Raw genomic sequence first — 26,470 nt, 5'->3', positions numbered from 1 at the left:
TAGTGATTTTAACGAAAGGAAAGCCGATGGCCGCTCTCAAACTCGTTGGAATCGCAGGCAGCTTCAACCGTCCGTCCAAGACGCTGGCGCTCGTGAGCCATATCGCCGGCATCGCTAGCGACAAACATGGTTTCACTAGCAAGGTTTACGACATGCTTGATGTCGGACCTTCCCTTGGAGACGCCAGCTGGCGCAGAGATCTTGACGGACAGGCCGAGGCCGTGATCTCCGAGATCGTCAGCGCGGATTTGCTGATCGTCGGCTCCCCCACCTACAAGGGTTCCTATCCAGGTCTCTTCAAACATCTGATCGATCTGATTGATCCGCACGAGCTGCGGGCAAAGCCGATCATCATCACCGCAACGGGCGGCGGCGACCGGCACGCACTGATGGTCGAACATCAACTGCGCCCGTTGTTCGGCTTCTTCATGTCTCATACCCTTCCGACTGCGATCTATGCGTCCGATCGGGATTTTGCCGACTACGCCGTTTCCTCCGAACAGCTTTCCAAGCGCATAGACGAGGTCATAAGCGAGATCGACGCTTTCTTCCCAGGCTCTCGCCCGGCGCTGTATGCCGCAGAATAGGAGGCGGCCATGCACCAGAGATTGCAGGAAAAGACCGAGTCTGAGCCAACGAGCGAGGAATTATGGAGCGTCTTCGACTTCTCGCGGCGCTACCGGCTGGCGAAGTCTGAAGAGAATCGCCTGCTGAAACTGTTCGGAAAGATGGCGTCGCCTCGCGACCTGCTTTCGAGCGCCAGGCGAACCGAATTGTCTCCGTAACAACCGACCGATCGAGGAGGTTCGCTATGACACGAGGCATGCTTGCCCAGCTCGCTGCGAGAATTACCCGGCTTTCTCACCGGCGAGTGCACGGACAAAAGGTCGGATCGCCCGGTCTCGAGGGTGAAGACCGCCAGACGGCACTGGAATACGAGCTTTCCTTTTGGCGAGCGGCAGCTCCAATCTGGTATTAACGGAGGCGACAATGGCAATTGTCGACAATCATCAGCGCTTCTTGCCGCGACATCGCGCCGACTGGCTCTCTCCCGTCTGTCTGCGCCTCCATCAGGTTGCGGCCGCCGGATCGTTTGCCTTCATTCTGGCGCTCGTCCTCGGACTGATTTGATCGACGACGATGAAGCGGCGAGCCATGATGGACAGGGACTTGGAAGAAACGGCGTTAGCCGGGGCTGGCGATCCGCCGGCAAGCCAGGCGCGCCGCCGTCAGATCATTGACGAGATTGTGAGAACGCTCGCCGCTCTTGCCGAAGGGCTGGAAGGCCAGAATGGGGTATCACAGGAATCCATCGGGCGCCTGATCGGAATTCTCCAGACTATGTCGGACGGCATCGCATCGGCCGACGATGCGACCTTCAATGCGATCATGCGCGAGGCCGCCTTGCTGATCCGGGCAGTGCGTGATCGACAGGCCTATTTCAGCCAGTTCACGGTCCACTAGGATGCAGGCGTTCTTGTCGAAAGCCTCACCGATCCATGAGGCCGCCTCGGAAGAAAAGAACCATCCCGCAGACTTGCGTACGATGGCGCTGACGGCCGATCTCGTTTCACTCAGCCTGAGGCTGGAAGCTGACCCCGGACCGGATCCCAATCGTGTTCCGCTAAGCGACGGGGAACTTCAGGTCCTTTCGGAGAGACTGTACCGTGACGCCGTGGGCCGGCCGCTATGGGTTTTTGCTTATGGCTCGCTGATCTGGAAGCCGGACTTCGACGCGGTGGAATGGCAGCACGCCCGTGCCCGCGGCTGGCACAGGTCCTTTTGCCTGCAGATGACGCGGTGGCGGGCGACCGATGCCGTGCCCGGTCTGATGATGGCGCTCGATCAGGGCGGGCAATGCAACGGCGTCGCCTACAGGCTCTCGGAAGAAGACCGCATGGGGCAGATCCGTCGCATGATCCGCAGGGAGATTGGCACGATCACCGACTCCTCCTTCATCCGATGGGTTCCGATCGAAACGCCACAGGGACCTTTGCGCGCCTTGGTGTTCTGGGCCGGACCGAAAGGCAAGCGCGTTCTGCGCGGGCTGCCTCTGGAAAGCGTCGCCGAGGTTCTGGCCAGGGCCTGCGGGCATATGGGGTCCTGTGCCGAATATCTCTATCTCACCGTCAAGCATCTCGAAGAGAAGGGCATCCGCGATCGAAATCTATGGCGGCTCCAGGCACTGGTCGCCGAGGAAATCAGGCGTATTCACGGGCTTGAGGCCGCGTAGCTGCGCAAGACCGCTCCCCACTTCCAAAAAAGCTTCAGCGTCACCGGCGTGGTGTTTGCGCTCGGTGCCTTGGTTCTGAGATCCATCACCGATGAGACCCGCCTGGCGCGGGACACGAGACCACCAACGACAATCGTTATTCGAAGGAAAGCGTCAGCAGATGAGCCACGAACTGGATATCGTCGACATTCACACACATCTCTGGCCCCTCGAATGGGGTGCTGATGGCAGCAAACGCATATCCGCCGGGCTTCCCGACACTGTCCTGAAGAAGATTGTCGACCCGGCTTCCCTGATTGACGAGTTTTCCTCGGCTGGTGTCTCGCTTGCTGTTTTGAGCACGACCGTCGAGAGCCTGTTCGGTATGGAGAAGCCTGCCGATCCTCATGTGATCGTCGAGGTGAACGACTGGCTTGCCGGGCTCGTCAAGACCCAGCCCGACCGCCTGGCCGCACTGGCGACCATCGATCCCTTTTCCGGCGAGGTGGCCGCCCGGGAGGCAGAGAGGGCGCTCGGCGAACTTGGACTGGCCGGCCTCGTCGTCGATTCCTATCGTGATGGCAAGTTCATCGGTGATCCGGTCGCCCGCCCTACGCTCGCCGTCGCAGCTCGTTTCGGCAAGCCGGTTTTCGTGCATCCGGTCAATGCGCCGCAAGCCGACGTCCTTATTGCCGGTGCCGGCAAGCTCGGCAATTCGCTGGGCCGCGGGCTGATGAACGGCGTTGCCTTTCTGTCCCTGCTGGAAAACGGCGTGCTGGACGAGTTCCCGGATCTCAACTTCGTCTTCGCAACCCTTGGCTTGGGCGCGGTCGTGCAGGCGGCGCGTGGTGGCCGCTACTCCCAACAAAACCGCGCTGCCGGGCATCGGCCGAATGTCTACTTCGACACGATGGGCGACGATCCGTCGATCATCGCCATTCTGGTGCAGTTCTTCGGCGCCGAGCGTGTTGTTGCTGGAACGGACTGGCCCATCCTTCCCGCCCTTTCCCGGCAAACGCTGGCGCAAAACCTGGCAGCGGCAGGTCTTGACGCGCAAGCACGGTCTCTGGTTGCCGGTGGCAATGCGCGTCGGCTATTGGGCCACGTCCTTCGCTAGATCCCATCTTTCACCATTGGCAACGTCGAGCGCCGTCCGCTGCCTGTTGCAGCGGACGCGATGCCTGCGCGACAAGCTTTGCTTCTCCGCCGCGATAGAAAATCTGCCTTTGCTTCGGCCGGCCGCAAAGGGATCATTCCGACAGCGGGGCATGGGGCTCCGTCAGCGCTTTCTTGAGCGTCGCCGCCTTTGGAGCCGACCATGTCGATCAATCGCCGTCAATTCAATCAGTTCCTCCTCGCAGGCGCCGCCGGCCTTGCATTTGGTGCCGCCGGTCCCCAGGTTGCCGGCGCCGCAAGCGAGACCCCAGTCAGAGGCGGCACGCTCAACTGGGCCTATTATCCCGATCCGAGCGCACTGATCGCCATCAATACATCCTCAGGCACCGGCCAGGCCATCGGGCCCAAGATCAACGAGGGCCTGTTCGACTTCGACTACGATCTTAATCCCATCCCGCTTCTTGCGACCGAGTGGTCGGTCAGCGAGGATCAGTTGCGCTATACGTTCAAGCTGCGCGAGGGGGTCAAATGGCATGACGGCGCCGACTTCACATCGGCCGACGTCGCCTTCACCATTTTCCGGCTTAAGGAAGCCCATCCGCGCGGCCGGATCACCTATCAGAACGTCACGGCCGTCGAGACGCCCGATCCGCACACAGCAATCGTCGTGCTCACCAAACCCGCGCCCTATCTCATTACGGCGCTCTCCAGTTCGGAATCGCCGATCGTTCCGAAACATGTCTACGAAACCTTCAAACCACAAGAGCAGCCCAAGCTTGCCCAGACGATCGGAACCGGCCCGTTTCTTCTGAAGGAATGGGTTCCCGGCAGCCACCTGATCTTCGAGCGCAATACGAATTACTGGGATGCGGGAAAGCCCTATCTCGATCGTGTCATCCTGCGTGTCATCCTCGATCCGTCCGCTCGCGCTGCCGCGCTCGAGACCGGCGAGATCGATATCGGCGCCAACCCAGTGCCCCTGTCGGACATCGAGCGCCTCAAGGCCAATCCCAACCTGGTCGTCGATACGACGACCTATGCCTATTCCGGACCACAGCAGCAACTGTTCTTCAATTATGAGAACGAAATCCTGACCAAGCGCGACGTGCGCCTGGCGATCGCGCATGCCATCGATTTGCAGAAGCTTGTCGATATCGCTCTGTTCGGCTATGCGCAGGTCTCGCCGAGCCCGATCAGCACCGCCTTGCCGAAATGGTATGATCCGAGCATCAAGGCCCGTGAACCGGATCCCAAGCTCGCAGAAAAGCTGCTCGATAAGGCGGGCTACCCGCGCGGTGCAAATGGCGTGCGCTTCAAGCTTCGTCTTGCCTACAATTCCTTCCTGCCGCCCTCTTATGCCGACTTCATCCGCCAGTCGCTTTTGGCCGTCGGCATCGATGCGGAAATTCTCAAATTCGACCTCGCGACCTTCCTGAAGACTGTCTACACCGATCGCGCCTTCGACCTCGTGATCGAATCACTGTCTAACACGTTCGATCCGACGCTCGGGGTCCAGCGCGCCTACTGGTCCAAGAATTTCAAGATCGGCCTCGTCTTCTCCAACGCCAGCCACTATGCCAACCCCGAGGTCGACCGGCTGCTCGAAGCTGCAGCCGTCGAGCCCGACGAGGCCAAGCGCCGCGATCTCTGGTACCAGTTCCAGCGCATCATTCACGAGGATGTCGTCTCGGTCGATCTTGTCGCCGCAGGCTCGCAAATCGTCGCCAGTAAAAAGGTGAAGAATTTCGCGCCCGGAGCGCAGGGCATCAACAACAGCTTCGGCCAGATATGGCTGAGCCCGGATGCCTGATGGCTCCGACATGACCGGCCGCCCCTACGGGGACGGCCGAGCCTTGTGTTATTTCGAATTTCAGATACGCCCCGCCTCCAGGCGAGCGAGGGCGTTTTTGGCGGCGATCACCCTGACCATGTGGTTCTGCGGCGCGTGCGAGCGGCCGGTGATCGCATCGCGATGCTGACGTTCGAGTCCGAAATCCCTGTTGAGCCCGGGATTACCGGCAAGATCGAGCGCCAGGCTTGTCACCGCAACCGCGTTGTCGATCACCACATGGCGCACCGCCATGCCGTCGATCCCGACCGGCCTTCCGGCATCGACGTCTTCGCCGAGCGAACGCAGCAGCCTGGCATTCGTCGACAGGCGAACCTCGATCTCGCCGAGACCATCCTGGATGCGGGGCACGGTTGAAATCGGTGCGCCGAGGCTTGCAGGCGCATGATGCGCCGAGAAGGAGATCACCCTGTCACGCGCCGACAGCGCCACGCCGTGATAGACGGCGCCGATCAGCGAAAAGAAGAAGGCCGTCGCGTGCTCCTCCCGCCTTATCGGCTCCGAAGCGGGCTGCGCCTCGATAACGTCTTCGAGGGGGATCGCGACATCATCAAGAATGATGTCGTCACTGGCGGTCGCGTGCATGCCGGCGGCGTTCCAGGTCTTCTCGATCGTCAAACCGGGGCTGTCGGTCGGCACGAGGAAGGAGGCAAGTCGTGGCTCGGGCTCGTCGGTCAGGGCCAGAAGCGATACCCATTTGAGGATCGGAATGCCGGTCACATAGGTCTTGCGACCGGTAATCCGCCAGCTGTCGCCGACCCGCCTTGCAATCGTCTCCGGCAAGGCGCCATGGGCCGGAGAGCCGATACGCGGCTCGGCCTGGGCGGCGTTGATCAGGGCCGGGCCGAGCCGGTTGGCAAGAAGCACCCGCTCGGCGAGATGGCTCGGCCATTTTCCGAACCGCCGCAGGCTGTAGTGGCTATTGTAGTGCATGGCGAGCACCAGCGCCGTGGAGGGTTCGCCGCGGGCGATCTCGCTGATCACAGCCTGCGCATCCGCAAGCCCGCCGCCATAGCCGCCGTGCTCTGGCGCCGTCATCAAGCCGAGCAGGCCCGCCTCGTAGAGCCGGGCGAAGTTCTCGAAAGGAAATTCGCCGCTCGCGTCGAAATGATGAGCGTCTACCGCGAAATCCTTAGCAAGCCGTCGTGCTCTGTCGATGGGGTCGATCGTTTCCTGCAGCATGCTTATCTCCTGTCAGGCGACAGCGCGGGCATCAAAGCCGTCGATATGACGGCGGTCGACCCAATCGGCGATATCGAAGTCGGCAGCGAGGAAACCAAAGTCGCGCAGGAAATCCTTGTAGTGGCCGACCGCTTCGACCAACCCGGGCTCCAGGCCGAGGCCGAGATGGCGGTGGATCCCCGCCCCGTTTGCCGCCAGTACCTGCTCCTCGGTGGCGCCTGCCTCGCGCGCAACGAAGCGGCGGGTTTCGTCGGGATGGGCTTCGGCCCAGTCGGACGCCTTGTAGATCGCCTCCAGGAGCCGGTAGACGAGATCGGGTCGCTCGTCCGCAAGCAGTTCGTCCACAGTGAGGACGCGCGGCGAACCGGAATTGATGCGGATCTTCGGGTCAGGGTGAAAACCGAATTCAACGACCTGAACGGCACCGATCAGATTGGCGACGCTGATGCCGGCCGTTCCCTTCACATAGATCGCATCCACCTCAGCACGGAGGAGGGCTGCGATCTCCTCGCCATAGGCCTGACGACGCTTTAGACCGAATAGCGATGGTCCCTCCTGGGTGGCAAGCACGGAATCGGCAAGTGCGATGTCGATGATCTCCACATCGCCAAGCGCAAGACCTTCGAGTGAAAGGGCCGACTGCAGACCTTTCAAGGCCGTGGCGCGCATGAAGTCGACGATACCTTCCGGCCGGCGGGCAATGCCGAAACGACGCCCCTTCAGGTCCTTGGTGTGTTTGATCCCGGTCTGGGGCAGGGTGATGATCGCTTGAAACTCGTCGGTCCAGGTGATGCCGACGAGCCGGGTCTTGCGGCCTTCCGAGCGGGCGCGGATTGGCGGCACATTGCCGCCATGGCGGAAGGACCAGTCCAGCGTATGGTTGAAATGGCTCTGGCGGATGGCGCGGTCCGGCGAGTCGATGATCGATTTAAGTGTCACACCTTCCTTGCGGAAGCCTTCCTCCAGGTAGCCGAGTTGGGCGGCAAGGCCAACCGGTGTCGGCACCGGGCAGCGCGTGTACCAGATTTCGGAAATGGCATTGCTGGTCATGGTTGTCCCTTTCTCAGTGGCGCAGGCCGGCCTGCTTCATCAGCGGCAGCACGTCGCTGCCGAAGAATTCGAGGTCGTCACGGAAATCGAAGAAGCTGAGCTGCAGACCGTCGACGCCGGCTGCCTTCAATTTCAGAAACTGGTCGACCACGCTTTCAGGCGAGCCGATGACGCGGATATTGCCGCCGACGAAGCGGTAGGGATCCTGGGGATCGCGGCCTTTCCAGGCCTGGGCGTCGGAGTTTAGCGACGAAAACCCCTGCGGCGAGCGCTGGTCGCCATGGGCGACGATCCTGTCGGCAAGCTCCCAGGCCTCTTTTTCTGTCGGCCGGCAGATAACCATCGGATTGAGCAGCGTGCGCACCGTGCGTCCGACATCCTTGGCCGCATCCTTGACCCTCTTGGTATGGGCGGGCAGCGACTGTAGCGCGCTGTCGATATCGGCCCCCGTCGGGCTGGTGATGAAGACGATGTCCGAATAGCGGGCCGCAAAGGCGATGCCGGCATCCGAACCCGTGGCATTGACGAGGATCGGTCGGCCGAAATTGGGCTTCGGCGTCACGAAGCCGCCGCCGAGTTTCCAGCTGCTTTCGCCCTCGAAGGAATAGTTCTCCGTGTCGCTCCAGAGGCGCTGCACGACCTCGAGGAATTCGGCCGCCAGCTCGTAACGCCTGTCATGTTCGATGCGCGGCCAGCCGAACATTTCGTGCTCGACCGCGCGGTGGCCGGTCACGACATTGATGCCCCAACGGCCGCCGGTGATGTGGTCGAGTGTGGCGCCGAATTTGGCAAGATGCAGCGGATGCCAGGGACCGTAGAGGACATGCATGGTGGAGATCAGCATGATTTTCTTCGTGAGCCCGGCAAGGGCTGCGGTTGATACGAAACTGTCGAGGGCCTGGCCGTTGAAGACGCCGCCATAGCCGCCCTTCGGCAGCCATTGCGACAGGGCGAAGACGAGATCGAAGCCGAGTTCCTCGGCCCTTAACGTGAGCGCCTTATTGTAGTCGAAGCGCCAGTCGGTCGACCGCTCAAGGGTCGATTGCGTCCAGCCACCGGCCTGGATCGGCAGGAAAAGGCCGAGCAGTACCGGCTGTTTGAGCGCCTGCGAGAGCGGGCTTTCGGCAAAATCGGTGGGGGCGGAAAATTTCGGCAGGCCGACGATGGAGCCGGGAGGATGTTGGATGGACATGACGGATCTGTTTCTCTTTCTGCCTGCCTAGGCTGCCACCACATAGGCGTAGGCGAGGCTGCCCGAAACGCCTTCGCCACCGACCGTGTGGTCGGCGATGCGCTTGTTGTAGATGGTCAGCTCCGGCTGGCTGGCTATGTCGATCGCCGGTAGGTCCTCGACGAGAATTTGTTGGATCTCGCGCCACTGATCGACACGTTTTTTCGCATCGACCTCGATCGCCGCAGCCTCCAAAAGCGCATCGACCTTAGGATTGCTGTAGGCGGAGCCGTTGGAGAAGGGCACGCCCGGCTTGAAGTTCTTGCTCCAGTAGAGACGTTGGACGCCGACGGTCGGATCGAAGAGGTTGCTCATGCCCTCGAAGGCGAAATCGAAATCGCGGTCGGTATAGATGCGTTTGGTATAGGTGGCGAAGTCCTGGCTGCGGACGGTCGCATCGACACCGACCTTGGCGAGCGCCTGGCGGATATATTCCGAACCGCGCGGATAGGTTTCTCCGCTCGGCACATAGTCGAGATTGATGCGGATGCGCACGCCGTCGCTGCCACGCGGATAGCCGGCCTCGTCGAGCAGCTTTTCGGCGGCAGCAAGATCGATCGGATAGGTCTTCAGATCGCCATCATACCATTTGGCAAGATTGGGATTGATCGGACCGGGAATGGCCGCGCCATAGCCGTAGTTGATGGTGTTGAGGATCACCTTGCGGTCGATCACATGGGCGAAGGCCTGGCGGACGCGAATGTCCTTGAAGAAGGGACGTTCGAGGTTGAACTCGATGCGGCTGACGCCGTTCGCATACTGATAGCCGCGCTGCTCGAAGGCGATACCGGGGACCTCCTTCAGACGTTCAAGGTCGCTGAGAGGAACGGGCGTCGAGGGCGCAAGATCGATTTCGCCGGTTTCGATCGCGATGGAGCGCGCCGCTGCATCGGGAATGAAGCGGACGATGAGCTGGTCGAGATAGGGACGCGGTTGATCCCAGTATTCAGGATTGCGCTCATAGACGAGGTGGCTGCCGCGAACCCATTCCTTGAACTTGAAGGGGCCGGTGCCGATCGGTGCAAGGTTGGCCGGGTTTTCCGCGACCTTCGTTCCTTCATAGATATGGCGCGGAACGATCGGCGTCTCGGAGGAGGCAAGCGCAGTGATGAGGTAGGGAGCCGGCTTGGAGAGTTTCAGGATCGCAGTCAGCGGATCCGGCGTTTCGACGTCGACGAGGTTGAGGAACGTGTTGCGGCCACGCGGATGAACCTCCTTCAGCGTCTTGATCGAGAAAGCGACGTCGGCCGATGTGAAGGTCTGGCCGTCATGCCATTTTACGCTCTCGCGCAGGTGGAACGTGTAGGCCAGCCCATCCGGGCTCACCGACCATTCCTTGGCCAGGAGCGGCTGCGGGTTCAGCTCGAAATCATAGGTCAGAAGGCCTTCGATCACCTTCGGCGAGACGTAGACGGAATTGAAGGCAGTGTTAGCAATCGTCGTCAGCACCGGCGGCTCGGCCGACAGGAGCAGCGTCGCTGTGCCGCCACGCACAGGGGCCGCAAAGGCCGGCAGGCGTGTCGCCGACGCCACGGTGAGCGCAACGGAAGCAAGAAGGAAATTGCGGCGTGTCGGGGCAGGAAATGCTGGCATGGTCGGTCCCTCAATGATTGTGCGTGCCCGTTGCCAGGCGTCCTGGGTTCGCCTTTCCATACTTCGGCGCCGCAGTAGAGTTTTTTACCCAATTCCGGAGCTGCTTCGGTAGGAAATTCTTATGTAAATCTTAGTGACGTTAAATAATTTCAAAAGACTTCGATATTCGATCTCTTCTTGGAATTATTTACTAATATGGATTTGACAAAACCCACAGATTTAGTCAACTACTATCGCAACACAGCACGATGAATTCTTCCGGCGACGCGAGGTGGAAATCCATGTCGGCACTCAAGCGGGTCGCCCGCACGATCAGAAAGACCGTCATTCAGGCCGTGCCGACCATGCTCGGCATCGTCATATTGAGTTTCTTCCTGCTCAAGCTCGCACCGGGCGATGCGGCCGACGTGATGGCGGCAGAATCCGGTTCGGCCACGGAGGAAACAATGGCGGCTCTGCGCCAGCGCTTCGGGCTCGACAACCCTCTCCTCGTGCAGCTCGCCAACTACCTGGACAACCTGGCGCATTTCAGCCTCGGTTTTTCGCCGCGCTACGGAATGCCGGTTGCCGATCTAATCGGCCAGCGGCTGCCTGGAACACTGACGCTGATGCTGGCCGCGCTGCTGATCGCCATTGCCGTTGGTCTGCTGCTCGGCGCGTTGATGGCAAGCTTTTCCGGCAGGCTTGCCGACCGGGTGATCTCGGTCGTCTCGCTGCTGTTTTACTCAATCCCCGGCTTCTGGATCGGCCTGATGCTGATCCTGTTTTTCTCGGTCAAGCTCGGCTGGCTGCCGAGCGGCGGCGACAGCACGATCGGATCGCGGCTGACCGGGCTTCCGGCGCTCCTCGACCGGATCCGCTACATGGTGTTGCCGGCAACCTCGCTCTCCCTCTTCTATCTGGCAATCTATGCGCGACTGACACGCGCGGCGATGCTGGAGGTCAAGTCGCAGGATTTCGTCCGCACCGCCCGCGCCAAGGGCGTGTCGCCCTTCTTCCTGACCACGCGTCACGTGCTGCGCAATGCGCTGATCCCGATCACGACAATGGCCGGCATGCATTTCGGGGGCATGCTTGGCGGAGCCGTCGTGGTCGAGACCGTCTATAGTTGGCCGGGGCTCGGCCGGCTTGCCTTCGAAGCCGTGATGGCCCGCGATTTTTCCGTGCTGCTCGGCATCTTGCTCTTGTCCTCCTTCCTTGTGATCGTCGCCAACGCGGCCGTCGATCTGCTGCAGGCATGGATTGATCCCAGAATCGGAGCCAGCCGATGACCAGTCAGAAGCTTCATACCTATGCCGGCAGCGCAATCGATCTGGCCGAGCACGACAGCGACGCCTCGCGGCCGCCGCCCCAAAAACCCGCCGAGCCGCGCTGGACGCATATCCATGCGCCCGACGTGCGCGCCGCCGCCGCACCCGGTATTGCCTGGCGCGGTCTGCGGCGGGAGCTCAAGGTTTTTCTGTCCAATCCCACCGCATTGTTCGGCGTCCTGTTCCTGATCGCCACCGCACTCGCTGCCCTTCTTGCTCCCGTCTTTTATCCCGGCGATCCGATGGAGATGGTGGCGCGACCGTTCCTCTGGCCGGGCCAAAATCCGTCCTATCCGCTCGGTACGGATTCGATGGGACGCGATGTGCTCGCAGGCATCCTCCACGGGGCGCGCATTTCGCTTACGGTCGGTATCGCTGCGACCGCCCTCGGGCTTTCCGCCGGCATCACGATCGGCGCGATGGCGGGATATTTCGGCGGGATCGTCGATGATCTCCTGGTGAAATTCATCGAGATCTTCCAGACGATCCCGAGCTTCGTCTTGCTCGTCGTCCTGGTCGCCATCGCTCAGCCGACGACCTCGACCGTCACAATCGCGATTGCGATCGTCAGTTGGCCGACGGTGGCGCGCCTGACACGGGCCGAGTTCCGCGCCATCCGCGAGAAGGACTATGTGCTGGCCGCTCGAAGCCTCGGCTTCGGCCATGCACGCATCATCTTCCGCGAAATCCTGCCGAACGCCCTGCCGCCGCTGATCGTCACCTCCTCGGTTATGGTCGCAAGCGCCATCCTGATGGAATCGGCGCTGTCCTTCATGGGGCTTGGCGATCCCAATCGCGTCTCCTGGGGATCGATGATCGGTGCCGGCCGGGACGTGATCCGCACCGCTTGGTACCTGACAGCCCTGCCGGGTCTCGCGATCGTCTTTACCGTACTGGCACTCAATCTTCTGGGTGATGGGCTCAACGATGCGCTCAATCCGCGCTTTTCTGAGGAACGCTGATGAGCCATCTTCTCGAAGTCCGCGATCTCTTCGTCCGCTTTGCGACCGCAGAGCCGGTGAAGGGCGTAAGCTTCAACGCCAATCCCGGAGAGATGCTGGCGATCGTTGGTGAATCCGGCTCCGGAAAATCGCTGACAGCCCTTGCCCTAATGGGGCTCCTGCCACGGCACGCCCGGCCGGGTGGCGAAATCCTGTTTGACGGTCGCAGTCTGCTGACGCTGTCGGAACGGCAGCTGCGCCGGATTCGCGGGCGCGACATCGCGATGATCTTCCAGGAGCCGATGACCTCGCTCAATCCGGTCCTGTCGATCGGTGACCAGATCATCGAGGTGCTGCGGATCCATGAGGATCTGAGCCGCCGCCAGGCGCGTGCCCGGGCGATCGAGCTTCTGGACCTCGTCAGTATTCCGGAGCCGGCCAGACGCATCGATGACTATCCCCATCAGCTGTCGGGCGGCATGCGCCAGCGCGTGATGATCGCGATTGCCGTTGCCTGCAATCCGAAACTTCTGATCGCCGACGAGGCGACGACCGCGCTCGACGTGACCATCCAGGCGCAGGTCCTGCAGCTTCTCGACAATCTGCGCGCCAAGCTGAACATGGCCGTCATCCTGATCACGCACGATCTCGGCATCGTGGCGCAATGGGCTGATCGCGTCGTCGTCATGTATGCCGGCCGCAAGATCGAGGAGGGGCTGCCCGGTCCGGTCTTTGATACGCCCTATCACCCCTATACGCGCGGCCTCCTGGCTGCCTCGCCGCGGCTGACGGCTGATTATCATTATCGCGATGGGCCGCTTGCCGAAATTCCGGGTTCCATCGTCTCGGCCGCCGGCGAGAAGGGCTGCTCCTTCCGCCCGCGCTGTCCGGTCGCCCGTCCCGCCTGCGCCCAGGCGGTGCCGACGCTGTTTTCCATCTCGGCGGGCCGCGAAGTCGCCTGCCCCTATGTTTCAGTCCATGCGGAGGTCGCTCATGTCGCTCCTGTCGGTCGATAGGCTCTCCACCCATTATCCAGGCAGCGCCGGCACGGTGCGTGCCGTCGACGGCGTGTCACTGGAAATCGCGGAAGGCGAGACAGTTGCGCTCGTCGGCGAATCCGGTTGCGGCAAGTCGACGCTCGGCAAGTCGCTGACGCGTCTCGTCACGCCGTCTTCCGGGCAGGTCCGCTTTCGCGGCCGCGATGTTACGGCCATGTCGAACAAGGAGCTGCAGTCGATCCGCCGCAGCATCCAGATGATCTTCCAGGACCCCTTCGCTTCGCTCAATCCACGGCAGACCATCCGCACCATATTGACGGCGCCGCTTGCCGTGCACGGCATCGGCGATCGCAGGAAACGTGATGCGATCGCTGCGGGAATGGTCGAGCATGTCGGCCTGCCACGCGACAGCCTGGAGCGCTATCCGCACGAATTTTCCGGCGGCCAGCGCCAGCGCATCGGCATTGCCCGGGCGCTGATCCTGCAGCCCGAGCTCGTCATCTGCGATGAACCGGTCTCGGCACTTGACCTGTCGATCCAGGCCCAGATCCTCAACCTGCTGGTCGAGATGAAGACGGAGCTGTCGCTTTCCTATCTTTTCATCTCGCATGATCTATCCGTCGTTCGTTATTTTGCCGACCGGGTGCTCGTCATGTATCTCGGGCGTATAGTCGAAAGCGCCTCGACCGCCGACCTCTGGAACGGTGCCAAACATCCCTATACGCAGGCCCTGCTTGCCGCCGTGCCCGACCCGTCGCGCCGCAAGCAGGCCGCCCCGATCACCGGCGACCTGCCAAGTCCGCACAATCCACCTTCCGGCTGTCGCTTCAACACGCGCTGTCCGCTTGCCACCGATATATGCCAGGCCGAGGATCCGGCATTCCGCCAGTTCGGCGCCGGCCATGCCGTCGCCTGTCACCACGCTCAATGAATGGAGAATGAAATGGTCGATTATCGCTACCTCGGGCGCAGCGCGCTCAAAGTGTCACCGCTCAGCCTTGGAACCATGATGTTCGGCGGGCCGACGCCCGATGAGGTCGCCTTCCGCATCATCGACAAGGCCCGCGAGCAGGGGATCAACTTCATCGACACGGCCGACGTCTATCACGACGGCAAGTCGGAAGAGGTCGTGGGCCGTGGCATCAAGTCAAGCCGCGACCATTGGGTATTGGCGACCAAGTTCGTCAACTCGCACACCAAGGGCCCGAACCTTGGCGGCCACTCGCGCAAATGGGTGATCGAGACGGTGGAGAATTCGCTGCGCCGGCTGAACACCGACTATATCGACATCCTCTATTTCCACCGCGCCGTCTTCGACGCGCCGCTCGAAGAGCCGGTGCGCGCCATTGCTGACCTTATCCGCGCGGGCAAGCTTCGCTATTTCGGGGTCTCGAATTTCCGTGGCTGGCGCATCGCCGAGATCGCTCATCTTGCCGATCAGCTCGGCATCGATCGGCCGGTCGCAAGCCAGCCACTCTACAACATCGTCAACCGCACGGCCGAAGCCGAACAGTTGCCGGCCGCCCACTACTACGGCCTCGGCGTTGTCTCCTATTCGCCGCTCGCCCGCGGCGTGCTGACCGGCAAATACGAGCCGGGCAAGGAGCCGGGTGCCGATACGCGTGCAGGCCGTGGCGACAAGCGCATCCTCGAAACCGAATGGCGTCCGGAATCGATTGCGATCGCCAAGGAGATCGCTGCCCATGCCAACCGCAAGGGCATTACGCCGACCGAGTTCGCGCTCGCCTGGGTGCTGAACAACAAGCTGATCTCGGCCGCCATCACCGGTCCGCGCACCGAAGAGCATTGGGACAGCTATATCCGCGCGCTCGACGTCAAGCTCGATGCCGAGGACGAGGCCCTGGTCGACAGGCTGGTGACGGCCGGTCATCCGTCGACGCCGGGCTTCAACGATCCAAGCCATCCGGTCGAAGGGCGCGTTCCGCGCGTCAGCGAAGGTGGGACCGACAATGTCGTGTCGCTGACGCGCGCCGTCGCCTGAGGCCGTCAGGGAGGATCCGCTCTCGTGTGGATCCTCCCCATTCTTCAAAAATCCGCCGTTGAAAGCTTGACCATGGCCACTCCGACCTCTTCCGTGCTGTTATCTGCAGGTGGATCTGCGCCCGATTCCGATCTTGCCGCCCTGCTTTCGACGGTACCGGCGCTCGCAGCCGAAATCGGCAAGGAAGCGGCACGGCGCGATCTCGATCGCGAGCTTCCGTTTGAGGCTTTCCGCCTGTTCAAGGAGGCCGGTCTCGGAGCGCTGCGCATCCCCGTCTCGCTCGGCGGGCCTGGCGGCAGTGTCCTCGACTATATCGAAACGATCATGGCGATCGGTGCGGCCGATTCCAATGTGGCGCATGCGCTTCGCAGCCACTTCAATTTCACCGAGAGCCTCATTCTCAATCCGAATACAGCGCTCGATCGCACACAGCTTGCCAGAGTGCTTGCCGGCAAGCTGTTCGGCGGCGCTCATACGGAACAGGGCACCAAGCGGCCCGGCGAGGTGACGACCAGGCTTTCAAAATCCGGCGACAGCTATCGCCTCAACGGCCGCAAATGGTATGCGACGGGCACTGCCTTTTCCGATTTCGCTTCCTTCAGCGCGAAAAATGACGAGGACCAGCTCGTCAGCGTTCTCTTGCCGGTCGACCGCAAAGGCATCACCATTCTCGATGACTGGGACGGCATGGGCCAACGGCTGACCGCAAGCGGCGGCGTGCTGCTCGAGGACGTGGAGGTGCTGGCCCATGAGATTTCCACGCGCGGCCTCAATTCGCTTGTCGGGCGTCATACATCAACCCTGCGCCAGCTCCACCTTGCCGCTTCCATGGCAGGTGCGGTGCGCGGCGCAGTGGCCGAGGGTACCGATTACGTGCGCAGACAGGCACGTTCGGCTGCCCATAGCGCGGCCGAGACGGCCAATGCCGACCCCTTTGTCCAGAAAATTCTGGGTGAGATCGCCAGCGGCTCGTTTGCTGTCGATACGCTGATCCGCGAGGCGGCCCGCGCGCTTGACCGTTCCGTCGCGGCGTTCGGAGCAGGCGATCCGGAACGACTGGAAGCGGCTCTTGTCGAAAGCGCCCTGACGACGGCGCGCACGCAGATCGTCGCCTCTCAGATCGCGCTTTCTGCCGCAACCAACGTCTTCGAGCTCGGCGGTGGCTCGGCTACATCGAGGCATCTCAACCTTGACCGCCACTGGCGCAATATCCGCACTGTGCTCAACCATAATCCGCTTTTGCACAAGGCGCGTGTGGTCGGCGATTTCTACATCAACGGAACGAGGACGCATCTGGAGGAAGGCAAGGTCTTCTAAAGCCCAGCCGGTCGCGTCGCTTCCATCTATCACCCGGGGTCATCCGGATCTCCGGCCGCCGCGTCGGCAGGAGAACTTTGCGCCTTTCTTGCTGTCGTCCCCCGGATCTGCGTGACGGGGAGGGAGGTCTCATGCATTTCGATCCAAAGCCAGGCCATTCCGTCATCATTATCGGCGGCGGGTTTGCCGGCGCGCTAACCGCGCTCAAACTGCTCGACCAGACCACGGTCGCGCTGTCGATCACCATCATCGAGCCGCGTGCCGAGCTCGGGCGCGGCGTTGCCTATAGCACCAGCGATCCCGCCCATCTCGTCAACGGACCGGCTGAGATCTTCTCGCTCTATCCCGAAGACATGGGGCACCTGGCCCGCTGGCTTACCGAACACGGCCCCGCCAACGGCTGGCAGCCGCCCGCAGACGTTGCCGCAAGCAGCCCGCCGCGCCATCTTTACGGGACCTATGTGCGCTACGAACTGAAGCGCGCGGTTGCACAGGCACGCTCCGGATCGAGCCTGCAGCATGTCCGTTCGTCGGCGGCACATCTGTCATCATCGCCACACCGGGTCCGTGTTGCGACCACGGACGGCACTGTCTTGTAAGCGGACGAGGCCGTCCTGGCGCTCGGGGTATTCCAGCCCGATCTGCGCCCTGCCGAGGCAGCTGTGGCGAGACATCCGCGCTTTGCCGAAAATCCCTGGAACACGGCAGCGCTCGACCGGTTGCGCGACAGTTCCGATATCCTCATCATCGGTGCCAGTCTCTCCATGGTTGATGCGATCGCGAGCATGGAGGCGAGGGGGTTTCGTGGACGTTACCGGGTGATTTCGCGGCGGGGCCAGTTCGTCGAGGGTCGCAGGAATGCCGAGCCGGCCCGCGACTTTCTCGCCGAGGGACCCTTTCCTGCGACGGCGCGCGGCCTGCTTGCGCGCGTCAAGGCGGAACGGCGCCGGCTTGCCGCCGCTGGTGGGGACTGGCAGGGGCTGCCGCTTGCCATTCGCCCCTACATCCTGCCGCTCTGGCAGAATGCAGAGGATCGGGAAAGACTGCGCTTTGCCCGTCATCTGAGGGCCTTCTGGGACGTGACGGCACATCGATCCGCGCCGGAAAGCCACCGCAGCGTCGAAGAAGCGCGGTCGCAGGGACGGCTCGTCGCAGAGACGGCCCGCCTGCTGGCGCTAAGGCCTGATGAAAACGGTATTGCAGCAACCCTGAAGACGGCGGGCGGCCTCGAGGATACCGTGTTCGGCGGTGTGATCGATTGCCGTGGACATCAGCTGCACGACTGGCGGCAAATCTCTGATCCGTTTGTTCGCCAGCTTCTTTCAAGCGGCGAGGTGCGCCCGCATTCGACCGGCTTCGGCATCGACGCCACCCCTGAAGGCGACCTCATCAATGAGGAAGGGTGCGTTCACCGCAACTTGAGCGCCATCGGCCATCCGTTGCGCGGTGTCGCCTGGGAATCGAGCTCGATCACCGAGCAGCGCACGCAGGCGATCGCGCTTGCCGACCGCATCCTCGCGAAATTCACGCCGGCCCGCGCCGCCTCTTAAGCAAACATTTATTCGACAGATCGGAAAGCGATCGGGGGCGCATCTGGCGATGCGCCCCCGATCCGTGAAGGCTGGTCGTGACCCCCGAACCGTCAGCCTTCGCCGTCCTTGATATAGACCTCGGCGAAATTGGCCTGGACGCCTTCGGCGCCGACCGTGTGGTTCTTCACCCGCTTGTTGAAGACCGTGACATTTTCCAGCGCGATCAGATTGACCACCGGAACCTCGTCGGCGATGATCCTCTGGAAATCGTTGAATTCTTGTCTTCGCTTGTGCTCGTCGATTTCGATTGATGCTGCCTCCAGCAGCCGGTCGACCTCCGGGTTGGCGTAATGCGCCGCATTGGAAAAAGGCAGGCCGAGCTTGAAGTTCTTCGACCAGTAGATGCGCTGGACGCCGAGCGTCGGATCGAACTGGTTGCCGAGATATTCGGCCGTGACGTCGAAGACGCGTTCGGTATAGACCTTCTGGATGTAGGTCGAGAAATCGTAGGAATCGATCGTCGCGGCAATGCCGATACGGGTGAGATTCTGTTTCAGATATTCGATGACCCGCTTGAAGCCTTCATTGTAGGAATTGTGGGTGAGCCTGAGGGCAAAGCGCGTGCCGTCGGCGCCGCGCTTGTAGCCGGCCTCGTCGAGAAGCTGTTCGGCTGCCGCAAGATCGTAGGCGTAGGGCTTGATCGAGCCGTCGTGGTAGCGTGACAGGAAGGTACTGATCGGTGTCGGCGAAATATGGCCGTAACCGTACCAGACTGTGTTGAGGATGATGTCGAGATCGATCGCGTGGGCGATGGCGCGGCGAACTCTGACATCCTTCAGATATTCGTTGTCGAGATTGAAGATGAGCTGGGTCTGATCGCCCTTGGTTTCGTAACCGCGGGAATCGACGCTGATGTTCGGCAGCGCCTTGATGCGCTCGAGATCGCTGAGCGGGATCGGATTGTCGCCGCCGATATCGAATTCGCCGGTCTCGAATCCTGCTGCTCGTGCCGCTCCATCGGGCACGAAGCGGATGACGATCTGGTCGAGATAGGGTTTGCCTGCATCCCAGTAGTCGGCATTACGCTCCAGGATGATATGCGAGCCGCGCGTCCATTCCTTGAAGACGAAAGGGCCGGTGCCGATCGGTGCGCTGCCGTTCTTGTTGAGCGGCACGTCGGCGATCGCGATATTGTCGTAGATATGCTTCGGCACGATCGGCGATTCCGCCGCATAGAGAGCGCTGAGCAGGTAGGGCGCGGGCTTCGACAGGCGGATGACCGCTGTCAGCGGATCAGGTGTCTCGACCCTGACGACATTGGCGAAGGTGCCGCGCCCGCGCGGATGGACCTGCTTTAAGAGCTCGATCGAATAGGCGACGTCATCGGCGGTGAAGGGTTTGCCATCATGCCATTTGACATCAGGCCGCAACCTGAACGTGTAGCTCAGGCCATCGTCCGATATCGACCATTCGGTCGCAAGCTGCGGTTTGGGGGTCAGGTCGAAATCATAGGTCAACAGCCCCTCGGTGATCTTCGGACTGACCTTCTGCGTGCCGCCGGCGGTGTGCGCCAGCGCCAGGATTGTCGGCGGTTCTGGTACGACGATGAAGTTCAGCGTTCCGCCCGGCTTCGGCTTGTCTTCTGCGGCCTTGAGGCCGAACGAGGGCACGAGCGTGCTGGCGGTGGATAAAAGCAGCAGCTGGTTGAAGGTGCGACGATTGATGCTCATGAGGATCGTCCCTGTCAGGCGTTCTTGAGGAGATAGGCGGAGGAGAGGCTGCCCGAGAGACCGTCGGCAACCACCGTATGGTCCTGGACCTTCTTGTTGAAGATCGTCAGCTGCCGGAAGGAGACGAGCGTGATATCGGGCAGATCGCGGGCGATGATCACCTGCATGCGGTTGAAGAGTTCGACGCGTTTGGCCCTGTCGTTCTCGACCGCAGCCTGTTCGAAGATCGCGTCGATTTCCGGATTGTTGTAGCCCGAGCCGTTCGAGAAGGGCACGCCCTTCTTGAAGTTCTTCGACCAGTAGAGACGCTGCACGCCGATGGTCGGATCGAACGTATTGCCCATGCCGTTGGTGACGAAGGCGAAATCGCGGTCGGTGTAGACGCGCTTCAGCCAGGTCGGCACATCCTGTCCGCGCAGCGTCACCTTGACGCCGATCTTGGACAGCGCATCGCGCAGATAGTCACCGATACGAGTATAGGTGTCGCCATAGGGCATCACATCGTGCGGCACCTCGAAGCGCACACCGTCTGGCCCGCGCGGGAAGCCTGCTTCGTCGAGAAGCTGTTCGGCCTTTGCCGGATCATGGGCATAGACCGGGACGTCAGGATTATAGAAAGCCTTGAGGAAGGGGCTGATCGGGCTCGGCGCTGCGACCGCATAGCCGTAGAAGGCGATATTGGCGACAGTCTGCCGGTCGATCGCATGGGCCACGGCCTGGCGGACCTTGTCATGCTTGAAATACTCGTTCTGCAGGTTGAACTCGATGCGGTAGACAGTAGGCGAATAATCGTTGCCGCGATCGTCGACGGCAAGCGTGGGCGAGGCTTTCAGCCGGTCGATTTCGCTCAGCGACACCGGCGTATCGGGAGCAATATCGACTTCGCCGGTCTCAAGTGCTGCAAGTCTGGCGCTGGCATCGGGAATGAACTTGACGACGATGCGGTCGAGATAGGGTTTGCCCTGGTCCCAATAGTCGGGATTGCGATCCAGGATCACATGGCTGCCGACCGCCCATTCACGGAAGATGAAAGGACCGGTGCCGATCGGGGCGCGGCCATTTGCGTGTCCGGCAAGATCGGTGGCGCCCTCGTAGACATGTTTGGGCACAATCGGGGATTCGCTCGCCTGCAAGGCGCCGATCAGATAGGGCGCCGGCTTCGACAGGCGGATGATGGCGGTATGGGCATCCGGTGTCGCGACCTCCTTGACGCTGGAGAAGGTGGCCCGGCCACGCGGATGCACCTCCTTGAGTGCCAGGATCGAGAAGGCGACATCCTCGGCGGCAAAGGGTTTGCCGTCATGCCATTTGACGCCTTGCCTGAGTTCGAAACGGTATTCCAGCCCGTCGTCGCTGACGTACCAGGCGGTCGCAAGCTGCGGGATCGGCTTGAAGTCCAGCCCGTAAGCCAGCAATCCTTCGGTGACCTTGCCGGAGACGCGGGTGGTCGGGCCTGCCGTATGCGCAAGGGTGACGAGTGTGGGTGGCTCCGGCTGGACGAGCAGATTGAGCGTACCGCCGGCGACAGGCTCCGCCGCCTCGGCAAAGCGGCCGATGGGCACCACGGCGCTGAGCGCCGTGAACGCGAAGAGCTGATTGAGCTGACGTCTGTTGATATCCATAACGACCCCCTGTGTCCGTTTCGGCCTGCCGAGGCCCACGCCTTGGTGAGCGCGCATGATCGGTCCGGGGAGGGGAAATCGAGAAGAATGTTTTTCTAACAGCGCCCGAAAGCAAAGCTTCGCGCAAATCGGCAGGCGTGCCGTGGCCGTAATAATCTAGTCTTTTAGTAGACAATTTTTCGATTTTAGTTTTTGCTTCTCCGGCAAGGGTGATCACGCGCAAGGAAATGTTTCCGGCCTCGCTATCGGCGCAAAGTGGGTTCTCGTCTTGTCTGGTCGGTTTGTGGTGCAATCAGCTCATGAACACGCTCGCGCCCCACCGCAGGAAGACCATCAATCCGACGCTTGCCCGTCTGCCGCCGCTGACGTCGCTGCGCGCCTTCGTCGCGACGGCGCGTCATCTCAATTTCATCCGTGCCGCCGAAGAGCTGCACGTCACCTCGGCTGCCGTCGGCCAGCAGATCAGGCTCCTGGAAAACTACCTTGGCCAGCCGCTGTTCAACCGGGTGCGCGGCCAGCTGCAGCTGACACCAGCAGGCCACGCCCTAATGCCGGGTCTGACCGATGCCTTCGACGCCGTTCTTTCGGCCATGACGCAGTTTGCGACGAGCGATCACGAGCAGCCGATCCGGGTGTCCGTCGCACCGTCCTTCGCCAGCAAATGGCTGATCCCGCGGCTCGATGCGCTTCGCCGCGCAGCCCCCGGCCTGCAGGTCCTGGTCGAAGCCTCGACCGATTTGACGGACCTCGACGCGAGCGACGCCGACTGCGTGATCCGCTTCGGCAGCGGCGCCTATCCCGGCCTCGCGGTCGATCATCTCTTCTCAGAGGCGGTCGTGCCAGTCTGCAGTCCGCAATTTGCCGACCACCACGGATTGTGGGAGCGACCGGAGGCGATCGAAGACGTGCCGCTTCTTCATGAAGAAGGGGCTGAGCATGACCATGCCTGCCCGGACTGGCATGCTTGGCTGCGCGCCGAGGGACTTTCCTATCGCCCGTCGCGCGGCGGCTTCCGATTGAACCAGTCCTCGCTGGTGCTCGACGCGGCTGTCGCCGGCCAGGGGCTCGGTCTCGGCAAGATCCGGCTCGCGGAAGCCGAGATCCGCAGTGGCCGGCTCGTCTGCCCCCTCGGCAGTCCGCAGGCGGTCGGCTATTCCTATTTTTTCGTCACATCCACCCACAAGGCGCGGCTGATGCGGGTCGATCTCTTCCGCAACTGGCTGCTTGCCGAGGCGCGCGCCGCGCAGACGATTGAGGTCGCCTCCTCCCGTAGCCCTCGATCCGATTTCGATATGATCGCCGCCGAGTGAGATCGCGCAGAGGCAGGCCGGGACGGCCTATTTCAGCCGGAACCCCAGTTTGCGCGCCACCTCGCCAAGTACATGGCGGCCCCTGAGCGCCTCGACCGTGCCGATGCGATTGCGAACCTGATCGGTCCAGTCGATCAGAGGCATGGTCTGTTCGGTCTGGAAGGTTCTGAGAATATAATTGTAACCGGCGAGATCATCGGCCGGTGCGCCATCTCGATAGCGCTCGCGGTGCAGGACGCTTGTCTGCGGCAGGCGTGGCTTGACGCCGGCGGGCACCGCCGGATCGGGATAACCGACCGTCAGGCCAAAAACGGGAAAGACACCATCGGGCAGGGCGAGTTCGCGGGCGACCGTTTCCGGATCGTTGCGGATCGCACCGATATAGCAGGTGCCGAGGCCAAGAGATTCCAGGGCGACGACGGCGTTCTGGGCGGCGAGTGCCGCGTCGATCACGCCAAGAAGAAAGCTTTCCACGTAGTCAAGACCTTCGCCCGTCGCGCCGCGCTCGGTTGCAATCTTGCGCGGTCGGGCAAGATCGGCGAGCCAGACGAGCAGAAGCGGGGCCTGGGCGATCTGGCGCTGATTGCCGGCAACCGCATTCAAACGTCCGCGACGTTCGACGTCTTCAACGGCAACCACGCTCCAGGCCTGCAGGTTCGAGGAACTCGGTGCCGACTGGGCGGCGGCAACGGCAAGCTCGATTGCCTCCGCCGGTACCGGGTCCTGCAGATAGTGACGCACGCTCCGATGTGAGAGGATCGTCTCGATGGTTTCGGTCCAATCGCCCGAAAGCTGCTGCTTATTGCGGTAACGCTCGCCGGCAAGCGCCTTCAGCCTGTCGTTGCCGACGTTTCTTTCTGCTGCTGTTGATGGCGTCATATCGATTTCCCCTGTCTGCTGTCATTGTCGATCGCTATTCTGCCGCGGCCGCATACGGGTTGGTCGGGCGGGCAAGACCGAGATGCTCGCGAAGCGTCCGGCCGCTATAGGCTCGCCGGAATAGTCCGCGTTTGCGCAGGATCGGCACGACCTCGTCGACGAAGACCTCGAGCCCGTGCGGCAATACGTCCGGCATCAGGTTGAAGCCATCTGCCGCGCCGGCGACAAACCAGTGTTCGATGTCGTCGGCAACGTCCTGTGGCGTGCCGACAATGGTGCGATGGCCGGTGCCCCCGTTCAAGGCACGGATCAGGCCGCGCACGCTGAGCCCTTCCCGTTTGGCGAGCGCCAGCGTCGCACGGAAGAATGTATGGCCGCCATCGGGTGGCAGCGGAATGTCGTCCGGTAGCGGCGCGTCGAGGTCGAGGTTCTTGGCGTCGAGCTGCAGCACGCCCGCAAGTCGAGCGAGACTATATTCGAGCGGTATCAGCTCGCGCAGCTCTTCCTGCCGGCGTTTGGCCTCGATCTCGGTACTGCCGATGATCGTCGCGAGGCCGGCAAGCACGAGGATGCTGTCGGCCGGCCTGCCGAAGCGGGCGGCACGCCGGCGCAGGTCACCGGCATAATCGAGCGCCTCTTCGAAGGATTGCGAGGCGGAGAAAACGGCTTCGGCATGTTCGGCCGCAAGCTCTCTTCCATCGTCCGAGCCGCCGGCCTGGACGAGAACCGGATGGCCCTGAGGCGGGCGTGGAATATTGTGCGGCCCGTGCACCTGGAAATGCTTGCCGCGATGGGCGATCGCATGGACACGTGTCGGATCGACGAAACGGCCTGTCGCGACATCGCCGATAAAGGCATCTTCCTCCCAGCTGTCCCACAGCGCCTTGACGACGGCGGTAAATTCGCCGGCGCGCTCGTAGCGGCTGGAATGGGCGACCGGCTTTTCGAGGCCGAAATTGCGGCTCTGCGACAGGTCGGCGCTGGTGACGATGTTCCAGCCGGCCCGGCCGGCGCTCGCATGGTCAAGCGTCGCAAAGCGACGGGCGATATTGTAGGGTTCGTTATAGGTCGTCGAGGCGGTGGCGATGAGCCCGATATGCTGTGTGTTGGCGGCGACCAGCGCAAGCACGATCGTTGGCTCGAGCGAGGTCAGCGGCCGGAAGTCCACCCGGTCCGAGATCGCCGCCTGGTCGGCGAGGAAGACGGCATCGAACGTGCCGCGTTCGGCGATCCTGGCGACATTGATGTAGTGATTGATATCGAAGGAGGCGCGCGGATCGCTGCCTTCCATCCGCCAAGCCGCAGGCGAGAAGCCCGAATGCAGGATATTGATGTTGAGATGAAGCTCACGCCCGCTCATTGGAATATCCCGGGTTCAGGACAGTCGCCCGTCAGGAACCACGTCCCGACATTGCGTGTCTTGTATTCGGCCGGATTGTGCAGCGTATGGATGCGCACATTGCGCCAGAACCGGTCGAAACCATGGGCGCGCACCGCCGACCGCGCGCCCATGACCTCGAAGATCTCGCTTGTCACCTCGAGCGCCACCTTGCCGGCCAGCACGTTGGCGGAAGCAACTGCAATCGCTGCCTGGCCGCGCTCGTCCGCCGTCAGTGCAGCGCCTTTGGCATAGGCGGCGTCCATGGCCTGAGCTGCCCGGTCGGCAAGCGCGGTCGCAGCCTGCACCTTCGTCCAGAGCTCACCATATTGCCGCTTGATCCAGGGATCGTCGACGTGTCGCTCGACGCCGGAATAGATCCAGGGCCGTGATTTCGTGACCGTATAGTCGCGGGCTGCTGTGAGCGCGCCCTGGGCGGTGCCGACAAAGACGTTGAGGAGCACGCTCTGCTGCTGCTGGGGCGCCAGAAGCGCGATCGGGTCGCGCGGGCGCTCCGCCAGGATTTCGTCACCGTCGATCCCGACATCCTTGTAGAAGACTCTACCGCTGCCTGTCTGCCGTTGGCCGATACCGTCCCAATCGTCGGCGATGGTGATCCCCGGACGATTGGCCGGAATATAGGCAAAGCTGCGCTGGTTGGTTTCCTCGTCTTCCCAGGCGACCATGAGATAGTCGGCGACATGCGAGCCGGAGGCGAAGGGGCGAAAGCCGTTCAGGATGACACCACCGGCGGTCTTTCGGCCGAACAGGCTCTTCGAAAAACTGTTGGTCGTATTGCCCCAGAACCAGCGGCCATCCGCTGAGCGACGCAAGATCTCATGTGAGCGCTTGTCGCCAGCCGTCGCCGCGTTCTGCAGCGGGCTGAAATGATAGCCGTAGAGATGACCGAGCGAACCATCGACCTTGGAAAATTCACGCAGAACCCTGAGCGCGGTCGAATAGGGCTGCCCCTCACCGCCGAATTCCTTCGGGATCAGCAGATTGACGAGGCCGCTCTCCTTCAGAAGCCTAATCTGTTCGCAGGGTCGGCCGCCGAGCTGGTCGCGTTCGACAGCATCGTGAGCAAAGATCTCCGTGAGTTCGGCCGCCTTGGCGAGATAGGGATTGTCTCGATCCGCCTCAAACAGGGCAGGCGGATTTGGTGTCGGCTCTGGTTGATTTGGCTCGAACGTTCCAGGCTTTACGGTCACGGTGTTC

Annotated in this window: 26 protein-coding genes; 17 read left to right on the top strand and 9 right to left on the bottom strand. The window is 62.0% G+C overall.

Annotated features, from left to right (window positions below):
* Nucleotides 1-26 precede the first annotated feature (26 nt).
* From msuE to AB8B33_RS31820, 8 genes are all read left to right on the top strand, one after another.
* A complete protein-coding gene (msuE, locus tag AB8B33_RS31855) occupies nt 27-587 on the top strand; it encodes an FMN reductase (RefSeq protein WP_113323914.1) in 561 nt (186 codons plus the stop codon).
* A gap of 9 nt (nt 588-596) precedes the next feature.
* On the top strand, nt 597-785 hold the full coding sequence (locus tag AB8B33_RS31850) for a hypothetical protein (protein ID WP_113323913.1): 189 nt from the start codon (nt 597-599) through the stop codon (nt 783-785).
* A gap of 26 nt (nt 786-811) precedes the next feature.
* Nucleotides 812-979 carry a hypothetical protein gene (locus AB8B33_RS31845; protein WP_439018419.1) on the top strand — a complete coding sequence of 56 codons (168 nt, stop codon included), beginning with the start codon at nt 812-814 and terminating at the stop codon, nt 977-979.
* 11 nt (nt 980-990) lie between these two features.
* Entirely contained in the window at nt 991-1,131 is a 141-nt protein-coding gene (locus tag AB8B33_RS31840) for a hypothetical protein (protein ID WP_162748058.1), read from the top strand.
* A gap of 27 nt (nt 1,132-1,158) precedes the next feature.
* Nucleotides 1,159-1,464: a hypothetical protein gene (locus AB8B33_RS31835; RefSeq protein WP_310381288.1), complete on the top strand. Its 306-nt coding sequence runs from the start codon at nt 1,159-1,161 to the stop codon at nt 1,462-1,464.
* Nucleotides 1,465-1,546: 82 nt separating this feature from the next.
* On the top strand, nt 1,547-2,233 hold the full coding sequence (locus AB8B33_RS31830; protein ID WP_310382173.1) for a gamma-glutamylcyclotransferase: 687 nt from the start codon (nt 1,547-1,549) through the stop codon (nt 2,231-2,233).
* A 160-nt stretch (nt 2,234-2,393) separates the two neighbouring features.
* Nucleotides 2,394-3,329 carry an amidohydrolase family protein gene (locus AB8B33_RS31825; protein WP_439018418.1) on the top strand — a complete coding sequence of 312 codons (936 nt, stop codon included), beginning with the start codon at nt 2,394-2,396 and terminating at the stop codon, nt 3,327-3,329.
* A gap of 201 nt (nt 3,330-3,530) precedes the next feature.
* On the top strand, nt 3,531-5,138 hold the full coding sequence (locus AB8B33_RS31820; RefSeq protein WP_439018417.1) for an ABC transporter substrate-binding protein: 1,608 nt from the start codon (nt 3,531-3,533) through the stop codon (nt 5,136-5,138).
* 60 nt (nt 5,139-5,198) lie between these two features.
* On the opposite strand, the gene AB8B33_RS31815 is transcribed toward AB8B33_RS31820, so the two are convergent.
* From AB8B33_RS31815 to AB8B33_RS31800, 4 genes are read right to left on the bottom strand one after another with little or no spacing between them, the layout of a single operon-like run.
* Nucleotides 5,199-6,359: an acyl-CoA dehydrogenase family protein gene (locus tag AB8B33_RS31815; RefSeq protein ID WP_113320708.1), complete on the bottom strand. Its 1,161-nt coding sequence runs from the start codon at nt 6,357-6,359 to the stop codon at nt 5,199-5,201.
* 12 nt (nt 6,360-6,371) lie between these two features.
* On the bottom strand, nt 6,372-7,409 hold the full coding sequence (locus tag AB8B33_RS31810; protein ID WP_439018416.1) for an ABC transporter substrate-binding protein: 1,038 nt from the start codon (nt 7,407-7,409) through the stop codon (nt 6,372-6,374).
* A 13-nt stretch (nt 7,410-7,422) separates the two neighbouring features.
* On the bottom strand, nt 7,423-8,601 hold the full coding sequence (locus AB8B33_RS31805) for an LLM class flavin-dependent oxidoreductase (RefSeq protein WP_310381301.1): 1,179 nt from the start codon (nt 8,599-8,601) through the stop codon (nt 7,423-7,425).
* A 27-nt stretch (nt 8,602-8,628) separates the two neighbouring features.
* Entirely contained in the window at nt 8,629-10,233 is a 1,605-nt protein-coding gene (locus AB8B33_RS31800; RefSeq protein ID WP_439018415.1) for an ABC transporter substrate-binding protein, read from the bottom strand.
* Nucleotides 10,234-10,514: 281 nt separating this feature from the next.
* Between AB8B33_RS31800 and AB8B33_RS31795 the strand changes: the two genes are divergently transcribed.
* The 8 genes from AB8B33_RS31795 (at nt 10,515) to AB8B33_RS31760 (ending at nt 18,351) form a co-directional block, all read left to right on the top strand.
* Nucleotides 10,515-11,504: an ABC transporter permease gene (locus AB8B33_RS31795; RefSeq protein ID WP_113320712.1), complete on the top strand. Its 990-nt coding sequence runs from the start codon at nt 10,515-10,517 to the stop codon at nt 11,502-11,504.
* The gene (locus AB8B33_RS31790; RefSeq protein WP_439018414.1) at nt 11,501-12,505 is read left to right on the top strand and encodes an ABC transporter permease; all 1,005 of its coding nucleotides are present in this window, start codon (nt 11,501-11,503) and stop codon (nt 12,503-12,505) included. The genes AB8B33_RS31795 and AB8B33_RS31790 overlap by 4 nt, the downstream gene beginning before the upstream one ends.
* Nucleotides 12,505-13,500 carry an ABC transporter ATP-binding protein gene (locus AB8B33_RS31785; protein ID WP_113320714.1) on the top strand — a complete coding sequence of 332 codons (996 nt, stop codon included), beginning with the start codon at nt 12,505-12,507 and terminating at the stop codon, nt 13,498-13,500. The genes AB8B33_RS31790 and AB8B33_RS31785 overlap by 1 nt, the downstream gene beginning before the upstream one ends.
* Nucleotides 13,478-14,413 carry an ABC transporter ATP-binding protein gene (locus AB8B33_RS31780; protein ID WP_439018413.1) on the top strand — a complete coding sequence of 312 codons (936 nt, stop codon included), beginning with the start codon at nt 13,478-13,480 and terminating at the stop codon, nt 14,411-14,413. Before AB8B33_RS31785 ends, AB8B33_RS31780 begins: the two co-directional genes overlap by 23 nt.
* A 12-nt stretch (nt 14,414-14,425) precedes the next feature.
* Complete coding sequence (locus AB8B33_RS31775; protein ID WP_439018412.1) at nt 14,426-15,484, top strand: aldo/keto reductase; 1,059 nt, start codon at nt 14,426-14,428, stop codon at nt 15,482-15,484.
* Nucleotides 15,485-15,556: 72 nt separating this feature from the next.
* Entirely contained in the window at nt 15,557-16,801 is a 1,245-nt protein-coding gene (locus tag AB8B33_RS31770) for an acyl-CoA dehydrogenase family protein (RefSeq protein ID WP_439018411.1), read from the top strand.
* Between the two features lie 131 nt (nt 16,802-16,932).
* Entirely contained in the window at nt 16,933-17,400 is a 468-nt protein-coding gene (locus AB8B33_RS31765) for an FAD/NAD(P)-binding protein (RefSeq protein WP_439018410.1), read from the top strand.
* A 63-nt stretch (nt 17,401-17,463) separates the two neighbouring features.
* A complete protein-coding gene (locus tag AB8B33_RS31760; RefSeq protein ID WP_439018409.1) occupies nt 17,464-18,351 on the top strand; it encodes an FAD/NAD(P)-binding protein in 888 nt (295 codons plus the stop codon).
* Nucleotides 18,352-18,443: 92 nt separating this feature from the next.
* On the opposite strand, the gene AB8B33_RS31755 is transcribed toward AB8B33_RS31760, so the two are convergent.
* Nucleotides 18,444-20,063 carry an ABC transporter substrate-binding protein gene (locus AB8B33_RS31755; RefSeq protein ID WP_439018408.1) on the bottom strand — a complete coding sequence of 540 codons (1,620 nt, stop codon included), beginning with the start codon at nt 20,061-20,063 and terminating at the stop codon, nt 18,444-18,446.
* Nucleotides 20,064-20,077: 14 nt separating this feature from the next.
* Entirely contained in the window at nt 20,078-21,685 is a 1,608-nt protein-coding gene (locus AB8B33_RS31750) for an ABC transporter substrate-binding protein (protein ID WP_439018407.1), read from the bottom strand.
* 299 nt (nt 21,686-21,984) lie between these two features.
* Between AB8B33_RS31750 and gcvA the strand changes: the two genes are divergently transcribed.
* On the top strand, nt 21,985-22,995 hold the full coding sequence (gene gcvA, locus AB8B33_RS31745; protein WP_113320719.1) for a transcriptional regulator GcvA: 1,011 nt from the start codon (nt 21,985-21,987) through the stop codon (nt 22,993-22,995).
* A 27-nt stretch (nt 22,996-23,022) separates the two neighbouring features.
* On the opposite strand, the gene AB8B33_RS31740 is transcribed toward gcvA, so the two are convergent.
* From AB8B33_RS31740 to AB8B33_RS31730, 3 genes are read right to left on the bottom strand one after another with little or no spacing between them, the layout of a single operon-like run.
* Nucleotides 23,023-23,874, bottom strand: coding sequence for an NADPH-dependent oxidoreductase (locus AB8B33_RS31740; protein ID WP_113320720.1), 852 nt, complete (start codon nt 23,872-23,874; stop codon nt 23,023-23,025).
* Nucleotides 23,875-23,908: 34 nt separating this feature from the next.
* The gene (locus AB8B33_RS31735) at nt 23,909-25,234 is read right to left on the bottom strand and encodes an LLM class flavin-dependent oxidoreductase (RefSeq protein WP_439018406.1); all 1,326 of its coding nucleotides are present in this window, start codon (nt 25,232-25,234) and stop codon (nt 23,909-23,911) included.
* Nucleotides 25,231-26,463: an acyl-CoA dehydrogenase family protein gene (locus AB8B33_RS31730; RefSeq protein WP_439018405.1), complete on the bottom strand. Its 1,233-nt coding sequence runs from the start codon at nt 26,461-26,463 to the stop codon at nt 25,231-25,233. The genes AB8B33_RS31735 and AB8B33_RS31730 overlap by 4 nt, the downstream gene beginning before the upstream one ends.
* Nucleotides 26,464-26,470 lie beyond the last annotated feature (7 nt).

Origin of the sequence: Rhizobium sp. 768_B6_N1_8, from assembly GCF_051811225.1 — a bacterium.
GTDB lineage: Bacteria > Pseudomonadota > Alphaproteobacteria > Rhizobiales > Rhizobiaceae > Rhizobium.
Note: the sequence above shows the minus strand (reverse complement) of the source record. Positions and strands in the feature narration are given on the sequence as shown.